Source organism: uncultured Reyranella sp., assembly GCF_945957355.1.
Taxonomy (GTDB): domain Bacteria; phylum Pseudomonadota; class Alphaproteobacteria; order Reyranellales; family Reyranellaceae; genus Reyranella.
Genome location: NZ_CAMFKM010000037.1, coordinates 1 through 18,980, shown reverse-complemented (window position 1 = coordinate 18,980; position 18,980 = coordinate 1). Strand labels below are relative to the sequence as shown.

General features: G+C 66.5%; 24 protein-coding genes. 11 read left to right on the top strand and 13 right to left on the bottom strand.

The window, feature by feature from the left end:
* Positions 1 to 45: 45 nt before the first annotated feature.
* Genes Q0Q48_RS28000 through Q0Q48_RS27985 form a run of 4 tightly spaced genes read left to right on the top strand, consistent with a single transcriptional unit; the run spans position 46 to position 2,919 of the window.
* A complete protein-coding gene (locus Q0Q48_RS28000; RefSeq protein ID WP_366915318.1) occupies positions 46 to 147 on the top strand; it encodes a hypothetical protein in 102 nt (33 codons plus the stop codon).
* On the top strand, positions 144 to 1,010 hold the full coding sequence (locus Q0Q48_RS27995; RefSeq protein ID WP_295145663.1) for an ABC transporter permease: 867 nt from the start codon (positions 144 to 146) through the stop codon (positions 1,008 to 1,010). The genes Q0Q48_RS28000 and Q0Q48_RS27995 overlap by 4 nt, the downstream gene beginning before the upstream one ends.
* Positions 1,007 to 1,960 carry an ABC transporter ATP-binding protein gene (locus tag Q0Q48_RS27990; protein ID WP_295145661.1) on the top strand — a complete coding sequence of 318 codons (954 nt, stop codon included), beginning with the start codon at positions 1,007 to 1,009 and terminating at the stop codon, positions 1,958 to 1,960. The genes Q0Q48_RS27995 and Q0Q48_RS27990 overlap by 4 nt, the downstream gene beginning before the upstream one ends.
* Positions 1,957 to 2,919: an oligopeptide/dipeptide ABC transporter ATP-binding protein gene (locus Q0Q48_RS27985; RefSeq protein ID WP_295145659.1), complete on the top strand. Its 963-nt coding sequence runs from the start codon at positions 1,957 to 1,959 to the stop codon at positions 2,917 to 2,919. Before Q0Q48_RS27990 ends, Q0Q48_RS27985 begins: the two co-directional genes overlap by 4 nt.
* A 60-nt stretch (positions 2,920 to 2,979) precedes the next feature.
* On the opposite strand, the gene Q0Q48_RS27980 is transcribed toward Q0Q48_RS27985, so the two are convergent.
* The gene (locus Q0Q48_RS27980; RefSeq protein WP_295145657.1) at positions 2,980 to 4,521 is read right to left on the bottom strand and encodes an ABC transporter substrate-binding protein; all 1,542 of its coding nucleotides are present in this window, start codon (positions 4,519 to 4,521) and stop codon (positions 2,980 to 2,982) included.
* 82 nt (positions 4,522 to 4,603) lie between these two features.
* Between Q0Q48_RS27980 and Q0Q48_RS27975 the strand changes: the two genes are divergently transcribed.
* Entirely contained in the window at positions 4,604 to 4,891 is a 288-nt protein-coding gene (locus Q0Q48_RS27975; RefSeq protein ID WP_295145655.1) for a 4a-hydroxytetrahydrobiopterin dehydratase, read from the top strand.
* 280 nt (positions 4,892 to 5,171) lie between these two features.
* Positions 5,172 to 5,453, top strand: coding sequence for a copper-binding protein (locus Q0Q48_RS27970; RefSeq protein ID WP_295145653.1), 282 nt, complete (start codon positions 5,172 to 5,174; stop codon positions 5,451 to 5,453).
* A gap of 112 nt (positions 5,454 to 5,565) precedes the next feature.
* Here the strand turns inward: Q0Q48_RS27970 and Q0Q48_RS27965 are convergent, their stop codons facing one another.
* On the bottom strand, positions 5,566 to 6,024 hold the full coding sequence (locus Q0Q48_RS27965) for a CBS domain-containing protein (protein ID WP_295145651.1): 459 nt from the start codon (positions 6,022 to 6,024) through the stop codon (positions 5,566 to 5,568).
* Positions 6,025 to 6,173: 149 nt separating this feature from the next.
* Between Q0Q48_RS27965 and Q0Q48_RS27960 the strand changes: the two genes are divergently transcribed.
* Both Q0Q48_RS27960 and Q0Q48_RS27955 read left to right on the top strand, forming a co-directional pair.
* Positions 6,174 to 7,283, top strand: a complete 1,110-nt coding sequence (locus Q0Q48_RS27960; RefSeq protein WP_295145649.1) for a mechanosensitive ion channel family protein — start codon at positions 6,174 to 6,176, stop codon at positions 7,281 to 7,283.
* A 93-nt stretch (positions 7,284 to 7,376) separates the two neighbouring features.
* Positions 7,377 to 8,351 carry a tripartite tricarboxylate transporter substrate binding protein gene (locus Q0Q48_RS27955; protein WP_295145647.1) on the top strand — a complete coding sequence of 325 codons (975 nt, stop codon included), beginning with the start codon at positions 7,377 to 7,379 and terminating at the stop codon, positions 8,349 to 8,351.
* A 3-nt stretch (positions 8,352 to 8,354) separates the two neighbouring features.
* Here Q0Q48_RS27955 and Q0Q48_RS27950 read toward each other — a convergent pair whose 3' ends face one another.
* The 5 genes from Q0Q48_RS27950 to Q0Q48_RS27930 form a co-directional block, all read right to left on the bottom strand.
* Positions 8,355 to 8,576 carry a hypothetical protein gene (locus Q0Q48_RS27950; protein ID WP_295145646.1) on the bottom strand — a complete coding sequence of 74 codons (222 nt, stop codon included), beginning with the start codon at positions 8,574 to 8,576 and terminating at the stop codon, positions 8,355 to 8,357.
* 49 nt (positions 8,577 to 8,625) lie between these two features.
* Positions 8,626 to 9,567, bottom strand: coding sequence for a TAXI family TRAP transporter solute-binding subunit (locus Q0Q48_RS27945; protein ID WP_295145645.1), 942 nt, complete (start codon positions 9,565 to 9,567; stop codon positions 8,626 to 8,628).
* A 62-nt stretch (positions 9,568 to 9,629) separates the two neighbouring features.
* The gene (locus Q0Q48_RS27940; RefSeq protein ID WP_295145643.1) at positions 9,630 to 9,875 is read right to left on the bottom strand and encodes a DUF3297 family protein; all 246 of its coding nucleotides are present in this window, start codon (positions 9,873 to 9,875) and stop codon (positions 9,630 to 9,632) included.
* Between the two features lie 6 nt (positions 9,876 to 9,881).
* A complete protein-coding gene (gene chrA / locus Q0Q48_RS27935) occupies positions 9,882 to 11,246 on the bottom strand; it encodes a chromate efflux transporter (RefSeq protein WP_295145641.1) in 1,365 nt (454 codons plus the stop codon).
* Positions 11,243 to 12,073: a sulfurtransferase/chromate resistance protein gene (locus tag Q0Q48_RS27930; RefSeq protein WP_295145639.1), complete on the bottom strand. Its 831-nt coding sequence runs from the start codon at positions 12,071 to 12,073 to the stop codon at positions 11,243 to 11,245. The genes chrA and Q0Q48_RS27930 overlap by 4 nt, the downstream gene beginning before the upstream one ends.
* A 227-nt stretch (positions 12,074 to 12,300) precedes the next feature.
* Between Q0Q48_RS27930 and Q0Q48_RS27925 the strand changes: the two genes are divergently transcribed.
* Entirely contained in the window at positions 12,301 to 12,885 is a 585-nt protein-coding gene (locus Q0Q48_RS27925; protein WP_295145637.1) for a hypothetical protein, read from the top strand.
* Positions 12,886 to 12,895: 10 nt separating this feature from the next.
* Here the strand turns inward: Q0Q48_RS27925 and Q0Q48_RS27920 are convergent, their stop codons facing one another.
* Both Q0Q48_RS27920 and Q0Q48_RS27915 read right to left on the bottom strand, forming a co-directional pair.
* Entirely contained in the window at positions 12,896 to 13,264 is a 369-nt protein-coding gene (locus Q0Q48_RS27920) for a hypothetical protein (RefSeq protein ID WP_295145636.1), read from the bottom strand.
* A gap of 20 nt (positions 13,265 to 13,284) precedes the next feature.
* Entirely contained in the window at positions 13,285 to 14,046 is a 762-nt protein-coding gene (locus tag Q0Q48_RS27915; RefSeq protein ID WP_295145635.1) for an SDR family NAD(P)-dependent oxidoreductase, read from the bottom strand.
* A 79-nt stretch (positions 14,047 to 14,125) separates the two neighbouring features.
* Between Q0Q48_RS27915 and Q0Q48_RS27910 the strand changes: the two genes are divergently transcribed.
* Positions 14,126 to 14,503, top strand: coding sequence for a YkvA family protein (locus Q0Q48_RS27910; RefSeq protein ID WP_295145634.1), 378 nt, complete (start codon positions 14,126 to 14,128; stop codon positions 14,501 to 14,503).
* Here the strand turns inward: Q0Q48_RS27910 and Q0Q48_RS27905 are convergent.
* Genes Q0Q48_RS27905 through Q0Q48_RS27890 form a run of 4 tightly spaced genes read right to left on the bottom strand, consistent with a single transcriptional unit; the run spans position 14,451 to position 18,220 of the window.
* Positions 14,451 to 15,398 carry a DMT family transporter gene (locus Q0Q48_RS27905; RefSeq protein ID WP_295145633.1) on the bottom strand — a complete coding sequence of 316 codons (948 nt, stop codon included), beginning with the start codon at positions 15,396 to 15,398 and terminating at the stop codon, positions 14,451 to 14,453. The two genes, Q0Q48_RS27910 and Q0Q48_RS27905, sit on opposite strands and share 53 nt — an antisense overlap.
* Positions 15,398 to 16,933 (bottom strand): AMP-binding protein, encoded by a 1,536-nt coding sequence (locus Q0Q48_RS27900; RefSeq protein ID WP_295145632.1) that lies wholly within the window; start codon positions 16,931 to 16,933, stop codon positions 15,398 to 15,400. The genes Q0Q48_RS27905 and Q0Q48_RS27900 overlap by 1 nt, the downstream gene beginning before the upstream one ends.
* A gap of 19 nt (positions 16,934 to 16,952) precedes the next feature.
* Complete coding sequence (locus Q0Q48_RS27895) at positions 16,953 to 17,489, bottom strand: GNAT family N-acetyltransferase (protein WP_295145631.1); 537 nt, start codon at positions 17,487 to 17,489, stop codon at positions 16,953 to 16,955.
* A gap of 38 nt (positions 17,490 to 17,527) precedes the next feature.
* Positions 17,528 to 18,220, bottom strand: a complete 693-nt coding sequence (locus Q0Q48_RS27890; RefSeq protein WP_295145630.1) for an outer-membrane lipoprotein carrier protein LolA — start codon at positions 18,218 to 18,220, stop codon at positions 17,528 to 17,530.
* Between the two features lie 63 nt (positions 18,221 to 18,283).
* Here Q0Q48_RS27890 and Q0Q48_RS27885 point away from each other — a divergent pair.
* The coding region (locus tag Q0Q48_RS27885) for an LLM class flavin-dependent oxidoreductase (RefSeq protein ID WP_295145629.1) at positions 18,284 to 18,980 on the top strand (697 nt) is incomplete at its 3' end.

Genomic DNA, 18,980 nt, shown 5'->3' with positions numbered 1-18,980 from the left:
GTCGGCTTCCTCGCCTGGGAGAGCATCGCCAAGAACGACTTCCCGGTGGTGCAGGCCGTCGTACTCGTCCTCGCCGTCATCTACGTGGCGCTCACCATGGTCTCCGATCTGATGAACGCCGTGCTCGATCCGAGGCTGCGCGCATGAGCACCGCCGTCGCGATCAATGCCGGCCCGCGTCGGGGCTGGAAAAGCGCCGGCACGTGGATCGGCGCGGTCATCGTGGGCCTCGCCCTGTTCTGCGCGATCTTCGCCCCGCTGATCGTGCCGCACGATCCGTTCGCGCAGGACCTCAACCGGCGTCTGCTCGTGCCGTTCTGGATGGAAGGACACAATCCGGAATTCCTCCTCGGCACCGACCAGCTCGGCCGCGACTATCTCTCCCGCCTGATCTGGGGATGCCGCATCTCGATGCTGATCGGCGTTACCGTCACAATCGTGTCGGGGCTGATCGGCATCACCATCGGCGTCCTGGGCGGCTTCTTCGGCGGGCGCATCGACGACGCGGTGCTGTTCGCCATCACCACCCGGCTTTCGATCCCGGTCGTCCTGGTGGCGCTCGCGGTCGTCGGCCTGCTCGGCACCTCGATGACCCTGCTGGTGCTGACCTTGGGCCTGCTGCTGTGGGACCGATTCGCCGTGGTGGCGCGCTCGACCTCCATGCAGGTGCGCAACCTCGATTTCGTGGCCGCTGCCTGGTGCGCCGGCTGCTCGCGCTTCCGCGTTCTCTCGCGCGAAGTGCTGCCCAATATCGCCAGTCACCTCGTCGTCGTGGCGACGCTCGAGATCGCGCTCGCGATCCTGCTCGAGGCGACGCTGTCGTTCCTCGGGCTCGGTGTCCCGCCACCATTGCCCTCGTGGGGCCTGATGATCGCCGAGGCCAAGGATTACATGTTCTTCAGCCCCTGGGTGATCGTGATTCCCGGCGTGGCGCTGTTCGTGCTCGTGCTCGGCATCAACCTGCTGGGCGACGGGCTGCGCGACGCCTTCGCGACGAGGTCCCGCACATGAGTGCGCTTCTCGATGTCGAGCAGCTCCAGGTGGGCTTCGGCGGCACCGCGGCGGTGCGCGGCGCCTCGCTCACGGTCGAACGCGGCGAGACCCACTGCCTGGTGGGTGAATCGGGCTGCGGCAAGTCGGTAACCTCGCTCGCGATCATGAACCTGCTGGCGCGCGGCGGTCATCGCACGGCGCAGCGCCTCACCTTCCAGGGCGAGGACCTGCTGAAGCTCGACGACCGGGGCATGGCGCGGCTGCGCGGCAATGCGATGGCCATGATCTTCCAGGAGCCGATGACCAGCCTCAACCCGGCCTACACGATCGGCTCGCAGATGACCGAGGTGATGCGCCGGCACAAGAAGGTGAGCCAGCGGGTCGCCACCGACCGCGCCGCCGACCTGCTGGGCCGCGTCGGCATCACCGCGCCGGGGCTTCGCCTCGGTCAGTTCCCGCACCAGCTCTCGGGCGGCCTGCGCCAGCGGGTGATGATCGCCATGGCGCTGATGTGCGAGCCGCAGCTCCTGATCGCCGACGAGCCGACCACGGCGCTCGACGTCACCGTGCAGGCCCAGATCCTGCGCCTGCTGGCGCAGCTCCAGCGCGACCTCGGTCTCGGCATGCTGCTGATCACCCACGATCTCGGCATTGTCGCGCGGGTCGCCCACCGGGTTTCCGTCATGTACGCGGGCGAAGTGGTCGAGAGCGCGGCCACCGCGCAGCTCTTCGCCGATCCCAAGCACCCGTACACGCAGGGCTTGCTGCGCTGCGTGCCGGTACCGGGCAAGCAGCGCCAGGACGAGCCGCTGGGCTCGATCCCCGGCACGGTGCCACGCATCGGTCCGGGCTTCCAAGGCTGCGGCTTCCGCGATCGCTGCGGCTTCGCCGACGCGAGTTGCGCCCATACCGTCCCGCACCAGACCGCGGCGCCGGGTCACGATTATCTCTGCCGGCTGGCCCCATGAACACGACGATCCAGGCTGCGATCGAACTCAAGTCGGTCGGCAAGACTTTCCGCGTCTCGGGCGGCATCCTGGGCAAGGACCGCAAAGTCGTAGCCGTCGACGGCGTCTCCTTCGCCGTGCCGCCGGGCGGCGTGCTGGGTGTGGTGGGCGAGTCGGGCTGCGGCAAATCCACCCTCGCCCGCCTGATCCTGGGCCTGCTCACGCCCGATTCCGGCGACATCGCGGTCGAAGGCCAGAGGGTCGTCGACATGGACCGCAAGGCACGCGCGCGCCTGATCCAGCCGGTGTTCCAGGACCCGTTTTCCTCGCTCAACCCGCTGACGCGCATCCGCGACATCGTGGCGATGCCGCTACAGGCGCAGGGCACCTTCTCGCGCGCCGAGATCGCCAAGCGCGTCGACGAGATGCTGGAGCGCGTCGGCCTGCCCGGCGAGATGGGCAATCGCCTGCCGGCCGAGCTGTCGGGCGGCCAGCGCCAGCGGGTCGCCATCGCGCGCGCCCTAGTGCTGCGGCCGCGCATCGTGGTGTGCGACGAGCCGACCTCGGCCCTCGACGTCTCGGTGCAGGCGCAGATCCTGAACCTGTTGGCCGAACTGCGCCGCGATCTCGGCCTCACCTACCTGTTCATCAGCCACAATCTCGCGGTCGTCGAGCATGTCGCGAGCGAGGTGGCGGTGATGTATCTCGGCCGCATCGTCGAGAAGAAGCCGACGCAGGCGCTGTTCCACCAGCCCGAACATCCCTACACCAAGGCGTTGCTCGCCTCGGTGCTGACGCCCGAGCCCGGGCTCGGCGTGCCTGATGTCGGCCTGGGCGACGTCATGCCCGACCCCGCCAACATCCCGCCGGGCTGCCGCTTCCATCCGCGCTGCCCGGTCGCCGAGCCGCGCTGCTCGACGGAAACGCCGCCGCTCAGGCCTCGGCCCGGCGGCGGCGTGGAGTGTCTGCTGGTTCCTTAGGATCCTTCGCTATCGGATCCTTCGGCTACGCTCGGGATTGAAGTGACGCGCTTGCGCGCGTCACTTCCACTTCGCCAGATAGAAGCGCGGCAGCTCGTCCGGGAAGGTCTTGAACTCCAGGCCCTTCGAGAAGGCATAGGTGTTCACATAGGTGTTGATCGGCAGCCAGTAGGCCTTCTCAGTCGCGATCTTGATCGCGGCGGAATAGGCCTTCTTGCGCGCCTCGCTGTTGGACGTGGAGCCGCCTTCGGCGATCAGCTTCTCGAGCTCGGGATCCTTCGAGTAGTTGTCGAGCGCGCCGGCGCCGAACATCACCGGCATGATCGCCGAGACGTCGTTGATCGAGTAGCTGCCCCAGCTTCCCATGTAGAGCGGCGCCTCGCCCTTCTGGGCCTTCTGGATGGCGGGCGCGACCTGGAGTTGGTTGATCTTGGCACGGATGCCGACGGCCTGCAGGTAGCTCTGCACCGACGCCGGCCACGAGGTCGGCTGCACGTAGGTCACGAACTCGACGTCGAAGCCGTTGGGATAACCCGCCTCGGCCAGCAGCGCCTTGGCCTTGGCCGGATCATAGTCGTACTTCACGGCGGCGTCGGCATCGCAGCCGAACTGGCTCGGGAAGCACGGGGCCGGCGGCACGCGGCTGCCGCCGCCGACCAGCTTGTCGGCGAACTGCTTGCGGTCGACGGCGTGCCAGATGGCCTGACGCACCTTGAGCTTGGTCAGCGGATTGTCGGCGCCGGTGCGGCCGGCCGCATCAATGGAGAGGTAGCCGACACGCATCGATTCCTGCCGCACGGCCTGCAGGAACGGCATCTTGTTGATGTCGTTGGCCTGGTCGGGATTGATATTCCAGATCCAGTCGGCGCGCTGGGCCAGCAGTTCGGTCACCGAGGTGGCAAGATCGGGTACGAAGCGGACATGGAGCTTCTTGATCGCCGGGACACCCTTGGGCGAGCCCTTCCAGTAATCGTCGAAGCGCTCGAAGAACACTTCCTTGCCCTGGTCGTTCCTGACGATCTTGTAGGGACCGGCGCCGACCGGCTTCGCCGAGAAGCCCTCGGGACCGACCTTCTCGCGATAGGCCTTGGGATGGATCGGCGTCACCATGGCCAGATATTCGAGCGCCGCCGGAGTCGGCCGCTTCATCTTGATGCGCACGGTCCAGTCGCCGGTCTTCTCGGCCTTGTCGATCCAGGCATAGTTCGACGGGGTCGCGACCTTCGACGCGGGATCGGCTGCCATGTTAATCGTATAGACGACGTCGTCGGGCGAGAGTGTGCTGCCGTCGTGGAACTTCACGCCCTGCCGGATCGTGAGGTCGAGCGTGTTGTCGTCGGTGAACTTCCAGTCGGTGGCCAGCGACGGCTTGATCTCGAAGGTCGCGGGATCGCGATGCACAAGCATGTCCCAGGCCTGGTGCGCCAGGATCAGGCCGGTGCGCTGGCTGTTGAAATACATGTCGACGTTGGGCACGGCGTCGTTGAACAGGATGCGCAGCGTATCGGCGCTCTTCTGGGCGAAGGCTTGCGGAACGGCAGCAGCGGCGCCGAGAGCGGCGGCGGTGGTCGAGAGCAGGGCGGTACGTCGGGTGATCTTCAAGAAAGCCTCCGGTTTGTTGGGGCGAGCCTAGGCTGCTGGCCCGCGATGAGGCAAGCTTCACGCCAACTGAGGAGATCGACAGATGACCGACAAACTCGCCGGCAAAGCCCGTAGTCAGGCCCTGGCCTCGATCACGGGATGGAAGAAGGTGCGCGGACGTGACGCCATCCAGAAGAGCTTCAGGTTCGCCGACTTCAACGAAGCCTGGGGCTTCATGGCCCGCGTCGCCCTCGCCGCCGAGAAGGCCGACCACCATCCCGAATGGTCCAACGTCTACAACAAGGTCGAGATCGTTCTCAGCACGCACGATGCCGGCGGCCTGTCGGAGAAGGACGTGGCGCTCGCCAGGGTGATCGACTCCGTCGCCTGAGCTTCCTTCGGTCAAAAGCGTTCAACTCGAGTTTACCTGCCGGAGCCGCGCAAATTGATCCGCCCCGAAAAGAAGCGTTTTCGGGGCCGTGACAAGCGTGATCGCCGATTCGTAACCGACCTGTAACCACTGGAAATCGGACAGGGCCGTCCCAGATTGAAACGCCTGAGTAGTGTTCAATTCTGGAAAGTTCAGCCCGATGTCTCCCCAGCGCTTCACCCTTGCCGCGGCCCTTGCCGCACTGACGCTTTCACCCCTCACGTCCCTTATGGCCGCTACCGTGACCGACGCGGACGGCACCCCCGACATCCAGACATGTACGGCCGAGGCCCCCAACGACGCGCCCCTCGCGAGCGGACGGGTCGTGGCGATCGATCCCGCGGCTGGCAAGATCACGCTGGACTATCGTCCACTTCCCCTCCTGCCCGAAGGCGGCGTCAGGGTTTTCAGCGTCGAGAATCCCGCAATCCTGAAGGGTTTCAGCGCAGGCGATCGCGTCCGCTTCGAAGTCGAACGCGATGGCCGTCGTTATGTGCTGAGGCACCTGGAAAACAGCAACTAGGCGCCGGCCTCCGCGCGTGACGAAGCCGTCGGGCATCGCGCAACCTTCGAGCAACGTCGTCCGTCAGGGGGCTTCCCTATCGCGCACCACCGAAAGAGGGCATGAGACGAATTCACATGCCCCGCCCACGCTCCTCGTCGCCCTGATTGTGCTCGCCGCCCGGTTGGGCGATCTCGCGGAGAGCATTGCCTGCCCGGCGGCCGTCATTCTCATGTGACGCCACGTCGGCCAGCGACAGGATGCCGACCAGGCGCTTGTCGCGATCGACCACGGGCAGCCGGCGCACCTGAAGTTCGCCCATATTCCTGGCGACGTGGGCGGTGTCCTCGTCGGCGAAGCAGTATCTGACGTCCGGCGACATGATCTCCCCTACGGTGGTCGCGGGTCCCTTGCCGGCCCCGATCCCGCGCACGGCAATGTCCCGATCCGAGATCATGCCGAGCAACCGGTCTTCGTCGCCGACCGGCAGCAGGCCGACATCGATTGCAAGCATCATCCGTGCAGCCTCTTCGATCGTGTGGTCCGGTCTCGCGACACAGACGTCGCGCGTCATCGCCTCGCTCACTCGCATGGCACCTCTCCTTTCGCTTTGGGTTCGCCGAATCAATGCCTGCAGCGAGACGGTGGTTGCGCGCCAGGCAACTCTCGCCTGGCCCGCCAACGATCGAGGATCCGCAGTTCATCATCGGGAACGGCGCTGTCTGGCCAACGTTGGGTGCCATGGCAACCCCGCTGGAAAATCCGCTTTCCTGGCTCGATCGCGTGGCCATCTGGGCACCCAATTGGGCTATCTCCCTCGCTTTCCTGATACTGGCGGCCGGTGTCGCGATCACGCTGCACGGCCTATCCATGCGTCTGCTGCGCCGGCTGATTCCAGAGTCGTATCAGTTCCTTCATTCGCTGGTGTCCGCCACGCAGGCCCTGCTTCGGGTGGCTCTCGTGATTCTCGCACTCGCCCTCACCCTGCCGCTGGTACCGCTCGAAAGCGCGGGCAAGGCGGCAATCGGGCATTGGCTGATCGTGGCCTTCATTCTCCTGCTCGGGTGGAGTTGCACAATTGCCATCACTCTTGCATCGGACTTCTATCTTCGCCGCACCGACATCGATTTCAGCGGCGATCCGCTGGGGCGCAAGCACCTGACCCAGGTGCGGGTTCTCCGGCGGGTCGCCGCGACGTTGGTGATCGTCGTCACCGTGGCCGCCGCGCTCATGACGTTCGAGTCGGTGAAGCAGTATGGCGTGAGCCTGATCGCCTCCGCGGGCGCGGCGGGCCTCGTGGTCGGCCTCGCGGCCCGGCCGCTGCTCACGAACCTGTTCGCCGGAATCCAGATCGCGCTCACCCAACCCATCCGCATCGGCGACGCCGTCATCGTCGAGGGCGAATGGGGATGGATCGAGGAAATCACCGGGACCTACGTGGTCATCAAGATCTGGGATTGGCGCCGGATGGTCGTGCCGCTCTCCTACTTCCTCGAGAAGCCTTTCCAGAACTGGACACGGCAGACGACCGACCTGATCGGATCGGTGATGCTCTGGGTGGACTATACGGTGCCGGTCGCCCGCGTCCGCGCGAAACTCGAGGAGCTGGCGAAAGGCTCGAAGCTGTGGGACGGCCAGGTCATGAACCTGCAGGTCGTCGACAGCAGCGAGCGGGCCTTGCAATTGCGCTGCCTCGTGAGCGCGCGCACCTCGCCCGAGGCCTGGGATCTCCGCTGCGAGATGCGCGAGAAGCTGATCGAATTCCTTCAGGACGAGTATCCAGGCGCCTTGCCCAAGCAGCGGGCCGAACTGGTCGAACTCGACCGGATGACGGTGCGTGCTGCGGAGTGACCTTTTCGGGCCGCGAAAGGTGCCGCCGATTCGAGTGGCCCGGCCTGGCCTCCGGGCGGATGCTTCCCCCAATCGATAACGGAGGAAATACTCGTGGCACACAGACGGAAATTCCTGCTCGGCGGACTGGCGGCAACGACGGCCCTGGCGACCGGTGTCAGGGCAAGGGCGCAGTCCTTTCCCACCAAGCCCCTTCGCTTCGTCGTCCCCTTCGCGGCCGGCGGCAATGCCGACGTGACCGCGCGGCTCGCCGGCGAGGGCATGTCGCGCAAGCTTGGACAGCCGGTGCTGATCGACAACCGTCCCGGCGCGGGCGGGGTCGTCGGGCAGGAGCTGGTGCTGCAGGCGCCGGCAGACGGCTACACGATGGTGATCGCAGCATTCGGCACGCTCTATGTCTCGCCGCTGATGGCCGGCAAGCCATCGATGGTGCCGTCCTTCGCCCCGGTCAGCATGCTGAGCACGGTCCCCATGATCGTCGTGGTCCCGACGAACAGCCGCTTCAAGGACTGGCAGTCGCTGCTGGCGGCCGCAAAGGCCAAACCCGGCACCATCAGCATGGGCCATGCCGGCAACGGAACGCCGAACCACACCGACATTCTCCGCATCCAGGAGAACGAGAAGGTGAGCTTCGCGATTGTGCCCTATCGCGGCTCCGGAGTCGGTCTCAACGACGTCCTGGCTGGCCAGATCGACAGTTACGTCGATCAGCTCAGCAGCTCGCTGCCGCACATCAAGTCCGGCAAACTTCGCGCACTGGTGGTCGTCGGCGAGAAGCGCGCGCCCGAGCTTCCCGACGTGCCGACCCTGGCGGAGACCGGCTGCACGCCCTTCGACGGCGGCACCACCCTGGGGCTTTTCGTCAGGCACGACACGCCCGCCGCGATCATCGCTACACTCAATGCCGCCGTGGTCGCCGCGCTCGATGACGTGGCGATCAAGCAGAAGTTCGCCGAACTCGGCGCGACGGTCCGCCCGTCCACGCCGGAGGCATTCGCTGCCTTTCTCAAGACCGAAGATGCGGGAATCGGCGATCTCGCGAAGAAGGGACTTTTGAAGCCCGAATAGAAGCTAACTGGGCTTGGTGGCGCCCTGTCCCTTCGGGTCGCCGGCCTTGCCTCTGGCCTCGGCGGCCTCGAGCGCAGCGCCTTCGTCGGAATCCAGCGCCTCGGCGGCTTCGCGCGCCGCGCCGTCGACCTTGCCCTGCTTCAGGAATTCGGCGGTGCGCTTGTTGTAGTCGGCGGTGGCGGTGTAGCTGCCTTCGCCTTCGATCTTATCCTTAGCCTTGTCCATAGCGTGCCCCATCGTTTCCAGACGGGTCAACGCGGCAGCTCGCCCATGGTTACGTGAGAAGGCCGATCTCGCGGTAAAATATCGCGGCACCGGGATGAAGTTTCTCGCGCCCGGGCACCATGGCGACGGTATTTGCGGCCGTCGTGTCGACGAGCTGCGGCGACGGGTTACCGGCCTGCTGCAAGGAATTCAGGGCCTTGACCGTGCGGTAGGCCACCGCGTCGTCGAGACCGGGACGGGCGAGCACGAAACTCCAGGAGCCGACCGACGGTATCGCAGTGTCCTGGCCGGGGAAGCTCCCGGCGGTCTGCGTAACAGGCTTCAGGAACGGATGTTTGGCCAGGATCCGCCGGATCTCGTCGGCATCGGGTGCGATGAAGCGGGCACCCTCCTTGCTCCTGGCCATGGTCATGAAGCCCGGCCAGCCATTGCCGCCGCCCCACAGCGCGGCAGCCCGGCCGTCGAGCACCATCGCCGGGCCGTCACCGGCGCGCTCCAGGTAGATCGCCTGGAAATCCTTCGCGGCATCGAGGCCGAGCCCGTCCATGGCGTAGCGGCCGAGGATAACGAGGCCCGAACCGCCGGCGCCCCAGGCGACCGGCTTGCCCTTCAGGTCGGCGATGGTGCGATAGGGTGAATCGGCCCGCACGACGAACAGACCGGCAGTGGGATACATCGCCGTCAGCACACGAAGGTCGGCAGGGGCGCGGCCCACGCCCTGCAGCGCCGCATGGACGACCTCGCCCTGCACCAGCGCGATGTCGAGCGCGCCGGCCTCGAGCATCGGCACGTTCTCGGTGCTGCCCCTGGTGTTGATCGCCTCGATCTCCAGCGCCGGTTCAAAGCGGCGAACGCCCTCGACGAAGGCCGCCCCGTAGACCGGGAAGCCGCCGCCCGGCGTGGCCGTGCCAAGGCGGACTTTCGTGGACTGAGCTGCCGCGGGCATCCCCGCAAGGAGAAGGCCGGCCGTGGCAACTCCCGATCGCAGCACGCCGCGCCGGCCCGCTAGCGGCCTCGCGCCTGGGCGTTCACGCGACCGGCCCATGCGGAAATTCAGGACTTCTTGGTCTCGAAATAGGGCTCGACCGTGCCCTTGAGCTTGATGGTGAGCGGATTGCCTTTGCGGTCGACCGTCTTCCCGACGGCGACACGGATCCAGCCCTCGCTCACGCAATACTCCTCGACGTTGGTCTTCTCCTGGCCATCGAACTTGATGCCGATGCCGCGCTGGAGAAGCGCCTCGTCATAGTGCGGGCTCTTGGGATTGGTGGACAGGCGGTCGGGGAGGGTGTCGGTCATGGTTTCCTATAACATCAATGCGTAGCCGATACCGGCCATCGAACTGGCCAGCAGGACCGGGATCATCCCGAAGCGTAAGCGGAATACAGCAACGGCACAGGCCGCCGCCAGTGCGACGGCCGCGACATTCGCCGATCCCAGCACCGGGACGTCGACGGTGGCGCCGAGCAGGCTGACCGGGCGCAATTCGCCAAACAGGACCTGAAGCCCGAACCAGACGGCGAGATTCAGGATGACGCCCACGATCGCCGCGGTGATCGCCGCCAGCGCGCCCGACAGCGCCTTGTTGGTCCGCAGCGCCTCGACATAGGGCGCGCCCACGAAGATCCAAAGGAAGCAGGGCACGAACGTGACCCAGGTGGTGAGCAGCCCGCCCAGGGTTGCGGCCAGCAGCGGGGGCAGTGCCTCCGGGTCGCGCCAGGCGCCGAGGAAGCCCACGAACTGCGTCACCATGATCAGTGGACCGGGCGTCGACTCGGCAAGCCCGAGCCCGTCCAGCATCTCGCCGGCGGTGACCCACCCGTACTGTTCGACGGCCTGTTGCGCGACATAGGCCAGCACGGCGTAGGCGCCGCCAAAAGTGACCACGGCCATCTTGCTGAAGAACACCGCAATCTGCGTGAAGACGTCGTCGGGTCCGCGCAGGAGCCACAACAGGCCGACCGGGGCCAGCCACAGAGCGAGGAAAACGGCACCGATCAGCAGGGTCCAGGCGAGATTGGGCCGGGCATGTTCGGGCGTCGCCTCACCCAGCAGGGATTGCGCATCACCCAAGCCGGCATGACCGCCCGCGCCGTGGCCACCGGCCCGGAATTCCGACCGGCCGAGCCTCGTCGCAGCAAAGCCGATCAGCCCCGCCACGACGACGATTAGCGGAAACGGCACGCCGTAGAAGAAGATCGCGACGAAGGCGGCGACCGCCAGCAGGCGCATCGCATTGTTGCGCAGCGCCCGCCGCCCCACCCGCAGCACGGCCTCGATCACGATGACCAGCACGGCCGCTTTCAGCCCGAAGAACAGACCCTGCACCAGGGTGATCTTGCCCAGCAGCACGTAGATCCACGACAGCGCCATGATGGCCACCAAGCCGGGCATCACGAACAGCGTGCCGGCCAGCAGGCCGCCGGCCGTGCGGTGCATCAGCCAGCCGATATAGATCGCGAGCTGCTGCGCCTCGGGACCGGGCAGCAGCGTGCAGTAGTTCAGTGCCTGCAGGAACCGCTGCTCGCCGATCCACTTCTTCTCCTCGACGATGATGCGGTGCATCACCGCGATCTGCCCGGCCGGCCCGCCGAAGGACAGGGCCGCAACACGCAACCATACCTTCATCGCCTCGCCAAACGGGACGCCGTGCACTTTCGGTTCGCTCATGCCTTCCTCGCAGTCGGTGGCCAATCGTGCCCCTCGTCGACGGCGTCGCGGCACCAGCGATAGAAGGCATCGTAGAGGGCGAGCCCCGCCTCGAGTTGTGCAAGGTCGTCGGCATACATGCGCGACAGGCCGAGCGAGGCGGCCAGCAGCCCGGCCGATTCGGGCGCCAGTTCCGGCCGGCCAGTATCGGCCCCGCGCACGATCGTCGCGAGTCGCTTCAGCGGCTCCGTCTCCAGGCCGAATTCCTCGATCATGAGATCGAACGTGCAGCGCTCGCCGCGATGGCTCCAGTGCACGTTCTCGTGGTCGACGTCGAACGGCGTCGCACCAAACCGGTCGGCGACGTCGAGTACCTCCGAGGGCGCGACGAAGAGAAACACCGCCTGCGGATCGACGAAGCGCCGGATCAGCCACGGGCACGCGATGCGGTCGACCTTGGGCCGGCTGCGGGTGACCCAGACGGTGCGACCTTGCGCGTCGCGCGGCGGCAGGCGCTCGACCGGCACGGTCGGCAGCTTCGCCGCATGCCACGTGACCATGCCGCCTTCGAGCACGTCGGCCGGGACGCCCTGATGGCGAAGCCAGGCGGCAGTGCCTTGGCTGAGTTTCAGGCCCTTCTTGCAGATCACGACGGCCGACCGACCGGTGCCGGCAAAGGCCGGCCCCCAGGCCGGGACCTCGTTCCAGGGGCGACGAACGGCACCCGGCACGAGCCGCGGATCGGCGCCGAAATCTTCCTCGGTCCGGACGTCTATCAGTGAAGGTGAATCGGGACGCCCGAGAAGACGGGCGAGCTTGTCGGCAGAAATCGCGTTGGGCGAAGGCATGGCAGCGTCCTTTGTCAAACAAGGCAGGACGCGATGCTTCGGCTGTCGCCTCGTGGGGAGATCGCGATCCCCATCGCCATCACTCTCAAGAACGGTGCAAATAGTGTCAAGCTTGCCCGATTGCCGCGACCGCGCCCGGACGTTACTTTCCCGGCGGGAAATTGGGACTGGCAGTGCAGTTTTGGACCGGGGGTTTCATGGCTTGGGGTCGTCTAGTTCTTCTGGCAATGGCCGTCGTGGGTACGGTCGTGGCCTGCAGCCAAGGCTCGCGGGTAGTCGTGCAGTCGACGGCACAGATCAAACGCGCCTATTGGGGCCTGCCGCAGGCGGGACCCGGCGCTGACGTGACCAGCATGGTCACCTGCCCGGGTGGCTATCCCTGTGACGTGTTCGCCAACGGTCCCGCCTTCAACGACAATCGCACGGACCTTGCCAAGAAGCTCACCGTGATCTGGACCTGCCAGCCCCAGAACTTCGTGCTGGCCGAGGTCGCACCGCCGACCTTCAAGGTCCGCATGGCCTGCGTCGGCCAGGCTCCCATCGTGCCGCGGCGCATCGACATCCTCGAAGCCTCGTGGGGCGGCCCGTCCTCGACAATCGACGTCACCCAGCAGGTCCGCGACATCTGTGGCGAGGGCCCCACCCGCTGCCAGGTGCCGGCGATGGCCTACATCTTCGGCATGCCCGATCGCCTCACCAAGACGCTGCGCATCCGCTACACCTGCAACGGCCAGACGACACCGGGCCGGCAGGCGACGGAGAACAGCGTCGCCGACCTGCGCTGCGAGCAGCCGGCCGATCTCGGCTACTGACGAAGCGTCGCTAGCGCCGGTCGGCGGGAACGCCGGGCGGCGGTGGACTGCGCCGGCATTCGCCGTGCAGCAGGCCGCCGTAGTTGGCCCCGAGCGGCGTCATCGAGTAGGCGCCGTCGTTGCGATTGTAGGTCATCGAGAAGTTGGGAAAGGTCGCCCGTAGCGCCTGGAACGTGATGACCACGCTCGTACCCTCGGCCATCGAGGTGCCGTCCCAGACGCCGACCGTATTACGCCGGTCGTCAAACACGACGCTGAAATTGCGTACCTGGCCGCCCTGATCCGTGACCTTGCAGGCGAGCCAGCGCGGCTCCGCCCTTGCCGGTCCGGCGGCGGCGGTTAGACCGACGGCCGCCATCAGGAGTGTCCCGAACCGCATCGCCGCGCCTTCCCGGGCGCCTACTTCGGCGCCATGCGGATCGCACCGTCGAGGCGGATCGTCTCGCCGTTCAGCATGGGATTCTCGACGATGCTCATGGCGAGCTGGGCATATTCCTTCGGATCGCCGAGGCGCGAGGGGAACGGAACCTGCGCGCCCAGGCTCTTCTGCGCTTCGGCCGGCAGGCTCATCATCATCGGCGTGAGGAACAGGCCCGGCGCGATGGTGCAGACGCGGATACCGAGGCTGGAGAGGTCGCGCGCGATCGGCAGGGTCATGCCGACGACGCCGCCCTTCGACGCCGAATAGGCCGCCTGGCCGATCTGGCCGTCGAAGGCCGCGACCGACGCGGTGTTGACGATGACGCCGCGCTCGCCGCCGTCCAGCGGCTCGGACTGGCTCATGGCGTAAGCCGCGACGCGGATCACGTTGAAGGTGCCGATCAGGTTGACCTGAATGACCTGGCTGAACATGGCAAGATCGTGCGGCCCGGACTTGGAGATGGTGCGACCGGACCGGCCGATACCGGCGCAGTTCACCACCACGCGAGGCGCGCCGAGCTTCTCGACGACCGCCTTCACGGAGGCTTCGACGCTGGCCGCATCGCCGACGTTGGTCTTGACGAAGAGGCCGCCAATCTCTTTGGCCTTCTGCTCGCCCAGCTCGTCCTGCAGGTCGAAGATCGCGACCTTGGCGCCTGCCGCCGCCAGTGCCGACGCCGTGGCGCCGCCCAATCCCGATGCCCCGCCCGTGACGATGGCGGCCTGACCCTTGACGTTCATCCGTATCCTCCGTGGTTGGGCGCTTTTAGCATTTCCAGCCCCCTTGCCAAGCGGGCCCGCCGACCCAACCTTTCCCGCTATGAGCGACCAATCCGACCTGGTCCGGAACGAAGAGACCGTCCGCCGGAATTTCTGGCACAAGGCCCGCCGCACCCTGGGCCGGGTGCCCTTCACCGAGGACGCGGTCGCGGCATTCTACTGCGCCAGCGACAGCGCGACGCCGCTGCCGATCCGCGCGACCCTGTTCGGGGCGCTCGCCTATTTCGTGCTGCCGTTCGACGCCATCCCCGACCTGCTGCTTGGCCTCGGCTTCACCGACGATGCGGCCATCATGGTCGCAGCCTTTACCGCTGCCCGCATGCATATAACCGAAGAACACCGGGCCCGGGCCCGGACCTGGCTCCTCAAGGAGCAGAGCCGGACGGGGGCCCGGCCGGAGACTTCTCCGGCGGGCTGACCGAAGCGGCGCGGCGCCGCTCGCGCGCCACCACGTGCTCGCGATGGGCGATGTAGAGGGCCGAGGCGATGACGATGGCAGCCCCGACATAGGTCCAGACCACCGGCATCTCGTTCCACATCAGCCAGCCCATGAACACAGCAAAGGGCAGGCGCATGTACTCGAACGGCGCGATGGCGGACATCTCGCCGGCCTTGAAGGCCTGCACCCAGAAATACTGACCGACCGTGGCGGAGGAGGCGATGCCGATCGCCAGCACCCAGCCGAACAGGTCGGGCCAGCGCCACACCCAGATTGCCGGCCCCGCCAGGAACAGGGTGGAGAAGATCGCGAACTGCGTCAGGATCATCAGCGGCGATTCGGAATCCGAAAGGCGCTTCACCAGCAGGATCGAGATGGCGACGCAGGCGGCGTTGGCCAGCGCCACCAGCGCACCGAGCTGCAGGCTGCCCTCGCCCGGTCGCACCATCACCAGAACGCCGATGAAGCCAACGACCGTCGCAGTCCAGCGCCGCCACCGCACCCTCTCCTTGGCGATGAGCGCGGCGACCACGACGGAGAACAGCGGCTGGGAGAAGGCGATGGCGGTCGCATCGGCCAGCGGCAGCATCGAGATGGCGTAGAAGCCCAGCACCATCGATGTAGTGCCCATGAACGTGCGCCAGAAGTGACCCTTGATGCGCTGGCTGAGCCAGGGCTTCACCTTTCCGGTCATCATCAGCGGCAGGAGCATGACCACCGAGAGGATCGCGCGGAAGAACGCGGTCTGGACGCTCTCGATCTGCTCGGAGAGCAGGCGGATCATCACGCCGGTCGAGGTGAAGATGAACCCGCCGCTGACCAGCCACAGCGCCCCCTGCACGTTGGGCGGCAGGCGCCGCAGCCAGTCCCGCATCAGATCTTCCGCTCGTGACCGGCCCAGTACGGCTCGCGCAGCGTCTTCTTCAGCACCTTGCCGACGGGGCTGCGCGGCAGCGTGTCGACGAAGTCGACCGACTTCGGCGCCTTCACGCCGCCGAGTTTCTCCTTGGCGAGCTGGATCAGCTCATCGGCTTTCACCGCCATGCCGGGCTTCAGCTCGACCACGGCCTTCACCGCCTCGCCCCACTTCTCGTCGGGTATGCCGATCACGGCGCAGTCCTGCACGGCGGGGTGACTCCACAGCACCTGCTCGACCTCGCCGGGGAAGACGTTGAAGCCGCCGGAGATGATCATGTCCTTCTTGCGATCGACGATATAGACGAAGCCATCCTCGTCGATCACGCCGATGTCGCCGGTATGGTGCCAGCCGAAGGCCGAGGCCTCCGCCGTCGCCTCGACGTTGTTGTAGTAGCCCTTCATCACGAGGCTGCCGCGCACGACGATCTCGCCGCGCTGGCCGCGCGGCAGAAGCTTGCCATGATCGTCCATCACCTCGAGCCGCACCAGCGGCGAGACCTTGCCGCAGCTCGCGAGCCGGTGGCGGTTGTTGCTCTCCAGGGCCGCCACGTGATCTTCCGGCGAGAAGAAGGTGCAGATCATGCAGGCCTCGGCCTGGCCGTAGGTCTGGGTCAGCACGGGGCCGAACACCTTTACGGCCTCGACCAGCTTGTCGACTGACATGGGCGCCGAGGCATAGACGAGGTGCTGCAACGAACTGTAGTCGTACTTGCCCACGTCGGGATGCGCGAGGAGCATGTAGATCAGGGTCGGCGGCATGTAGACATGCGTGACCTTGTGCTTCTCGATTGCGGCCAGAATGCCGCCGGGATCGGCCGTGCCCATGAAGATGTTGGTGCCGCCGAACGGCAGTAGCGGAAACGAGCAGACGCCCGCCGCGTGCGTCATCGGCGCCACCATCAGATGGACCGGTGGCGACTTCACCGGCATGCAGGCCCAGAAGATCGAGTTCATCGTCTCGATGTTGCGGTTGGTGATCTGCACGCCCTTCGGCCGCCCGGTGGTGCCGCCGGAGCTCGCGAGGAAGGCCACGTCGTCCGGCGCATCGGGCAGGTCCGGCGCCACTTCCTTCTGCGCCGCCAGCCACTCGGCGAAGGAAGGCGTGTCGATGCAGACGAAGCCGGCGATGCGCGGACAGGCCTCGCGGATACGCTCGAGGTAACCCTCGAAGCTCGAATGGTAGAACAGCACCTCCACGTCGGTGTTGTTCAGGATGTAGAGATTCTCCTCCAGCGCATTGCGGGCATTGACCGGCGCCCAGGTGATCCCGGCGCGCACGATGCCCAGCAGGCAGGCATAGGCCGCCGCATGGTTGGGACTGTAGACGGCGGCCTTCGAGCCGCGCCCGAGCCCCATCGCCAGCAGCCCGTTGGCGACGCGGTGCGTCTGCCCCCGCACCTCGCGATAGGTCCAACCATGCGTCCCGTCATGCAGGCAATGCCGCTCCGGGAAGAGGTCGGCTCCGCGGTCGAAATAGTCGATCAGTCGCATGGCGTCCCTCTCCCCTTCATTATTCTCCCGCTCCAGGCAGCGTCGTATCCCCCGGACCCAGCGGACGCTCCATGAGGACGCTATCGAGCCAGCGGCCGAACTTGAAGCCGACGCTCTTCAGCGTACCGACCATGGCGAAGCCGCAGGAGGCGTGGAGGTTGATCGACGCCACATGGGCGGAGTCGCCGATCACCGCGATCATCTGCCGACGGCCGTCACGGGCGCAGAGGTCGATCAATGGCAGCAATAGCGCCTTGCCGACGCCCTGGCCCACCGCATCCTTGTCGATGTAGATCGAGTTCTCGACGGTGAACCGGTAGGCGGGGCGCGTGCGATAGAGGCCTGCATAGGCGTAGCCCAGCAGGCGGCCTTCCTTCTCTGCCACCAGATAGGGCAGGCCGAGGTCGAGCACTGCGGCGCGGCGCTTCGCCATTTCGGCGACGTCCGGCGGATCGACCTCGAAGGAGGCCGTCCCATGCAGCACATGATGTCCGTAGATTTCCGCGCAACGCGTCACATCGGCCTCGGTCGAGGCCCGCACTGTCAGTCCACTCACTCTTCAGATCCCCACGTCGATTCGGGGGGAGTATAGACCTAGTTGCGATCGACGCCGCGTCGAATGGCGCCGGCGTCCGGACCATCGAACTTGAAAAGACTTGCGGCGAGCGGCAGGCCGGTCTGAAGGCCGTTCAGCGAAACGTCGACCCGCTGGCCGCGATTGTCGATGATGGTCCAGCCGCGCAGCACCATCGGGTTCTCGCCGAGACGAACGATGACCTTGCCCTCGCTCGGCTTGCGGGTCTGGCTCATGGTGAGCTGCAGCATCCCGTCCGCGCGCTCGATCTTCTCGACCGTGAGATCGCCGCCCTGCAGGACCATCGGCTCGCGCACCAGGAACGAAGCGGCGGTCCAGCCGATCGGCCACTGGCCGAAGTCGCGGTTGGCGATGTCCCACATCGTCACCTGGCTGCCGTCGGCCACGATCTTGAGCTGCGAGGGCGGGTCGTATTCGAAGCGCATGCGGCCGGGACGGCTGACCGAAAGCGTGCCCTGCACCACCGTGCCGCTTGGGTTCGACTGGACGAAGCGGGCTTGCATGGTGCGGATACTGTTGAAGTAGCGTTCCACCTCGGCGACCTGCGGATTGGAGGCCGGCGCCTGGGCCTGCGCGGGCGACTGGGCCTGCGCCTGGATGGCGCCGAGCGACAGGAGGGCAACCGAGGAGAGAGCAACGATCAGGGTGCGCATTCGGCGGATATGACGGTCGAATACGGCGGAATCAAGCATCGGCGGCACTTCCCAATCATGTGAACGGCCGTTTACCATGCGGCAACAGCAGGAGGTAACGCCATGCATGTCGGAATGGCTGCAGTCTTCCAGAATTCCGGCCGGGCGCTGAGCGACCGCCAGATCTACCTGAACGAGCTGGCACTGGCCGACATGGCCGAGCCCCTGGGCTTCGACTCGATCTGGTCGGTCGAGCACCATTTCACCGACTACACGATGTGCCCCGACGTGGTTCAGTTCCTGTCCTACATGGCGGGCCGGACGAAGCACGTTCGGTTGGGGTCCATGGTCGTGGTGCTGCCCTGGCACGATCCGGTGCGGGTCGCCGAGCAGATTTCCATGCTCGACCATCTTTCGGGCGGCCGCATGATCCTGGGCCTGGGGCGCGGCGCCGGGAAGGTCGAGTTCGACGGCTTCCGCCTCGACATGGGCGACAGCCGCGAGTTGTTCGTCGAATACGGCGAGGCGCTGCTGAGGGGCCTCGAGACCGGGGTGATGGAACACCAGGGCAAGCACTACCGGCAGCCGCCGGTCGAGATCCGCCCCGCCCCGTTCAAGAGCTTCCGCGGCCGCACCTATGCTGCCGCCGTCTCGCCCGAGAGCGCGCGGATCATGGCGCGGCTGGGTGTCGGCCTGCTGATCATCCCGCAGAAGCCGTGGCGTGAGGTCGAGAAGGAGCTGGCCGAGTACAATACGCTTTACCGCGAGATCAACGGCAGCGACGCGCCGCAGCCGATCTCGGCCGGCTGGACCTTCGTCG

Bases quoted from the DNA above. Each gene is read 5' to 3' on its own strand.
- Q0Q48_RS27960 (WP_295145649.1), top strand. From the start codon at position 6,174: ATGGCAACCCCGCTGGAAAATCCGCTTTCCTGGCTCGATCGCGTGGCC.
- Q0Q48_RS27900 (WP_295145632.1), bottom strand. From the start codon at position 16,933: ATGCGACTGATCGACTATTTCGACCGCGGAGCCGACCTCTTCCCGGAG.
- Q0Q48_RS27950 (WP_295145646.1), bottom strand. From the start codon at position 8,576: ATGGACAAGGCTAAGGATAAGATCGAAGGCGAAGGCAGCTACACCGCC.
- Q0Q48_RS27890 (WP_295145630.1), bottom strand. From the start codon at position 18,220: ATGCTTGATTCCGCCGTATTCGACCGTCATATCCGCCGAATGCGCACC.
- Q0Q48_RS27990 (WP_295145661.1), top strand. From the start codon at position 1,007: ATGAGTGCGCTTCTCGATGTCGAGCAGCTCCAGGTGGGCTTCGGCGGC.
- Q0Q48_RS27985 (WP_295145659.1), top strand. From the start codon at position 1,957: ATGAACACGACGATCCAGGCTGCGATCGAACTCAAGTCGGTCGGCAAG.
- Q0Q48_RS27905 (WP_295145633.1), bottom strand. From the start codon at position 15,398: ATGCGGGACTGGCTGCGGCGCCTGCCGCCCAACGTGCAGGGGGCGCTG.
- Q0Q48_RS27965 (WP_295145651.1), bottom strand. From the start codon at position 6,024: ATGCGAGTGAGCGAGGCGATGACGCGCGACGTCTGTGTCGCGAGACCG.
- Q0Q48_RS27940 (WP_295145643.1), bottom strand. From the start codon at position 9,875: ATGACCGACACCCTCCCCGACCGCCTGTCCACCAATCCCAAGAGCCCG.
- Q0Q48_RS27975 (WP_295145655.1), top strand. From the start codon at position 4,604: ATGACCGACAAACTCGCCGGCAAAGCCCGTAGTCAGGCCCTGGCCTCG.
- Q0Q48_RS27925 (WP_295145637.1), top strand. From the start codon at position 12,301: ATGGCCGTCGTGGGTACGGTCGTGGCCTGCAGCCAAGGCTCGCGGGTA.
- Q0Q48_RS27995 (WP_295145663.1), top strand. From the start codon at position 144: ATGAGCACCGCCGTCGCGATCAATGCCGGCCCGCGTCGGGGCTGGAAA.
- Q0Q48_RS27915 (WP_295145635.1), bottom strand. From the start codon at position 14,046: ATGAACGTCAAGGGTCAGGCCGCCATCGTCACGGGCGGGGCATCGGGA.
- Q0Q48_RS27910 (WP_295145634.1), top strand. From the start codon at position 14,126: ATGAGCGACCAATCCGACCTGGTCCGGAACGAAGAGACCGTCCGCCGG.
- Q0Q48_RS27920 (WP_295145636.1), bottom strand. From the start codon at position 13,264: ATGCGGTTCGGGACACTCCTGATGGCGGCCGTCGGTCTAACCGCCGCC.
- Q0Q48_RS27930 (WP_295145639.1), bottom strand. From the start codon at position 12,073: ATGCCTTCGCCCAACGCGATTTCTGCCGACAAGCTCGCCCGTCTTCTC.
- chrA (WP_295145641.1), bottom strand. From the start codon at position 11,246: ATGAGCGAACCGAAAGTGCACGGCGTCCCGTTTGGCGAGGCGATGAAG.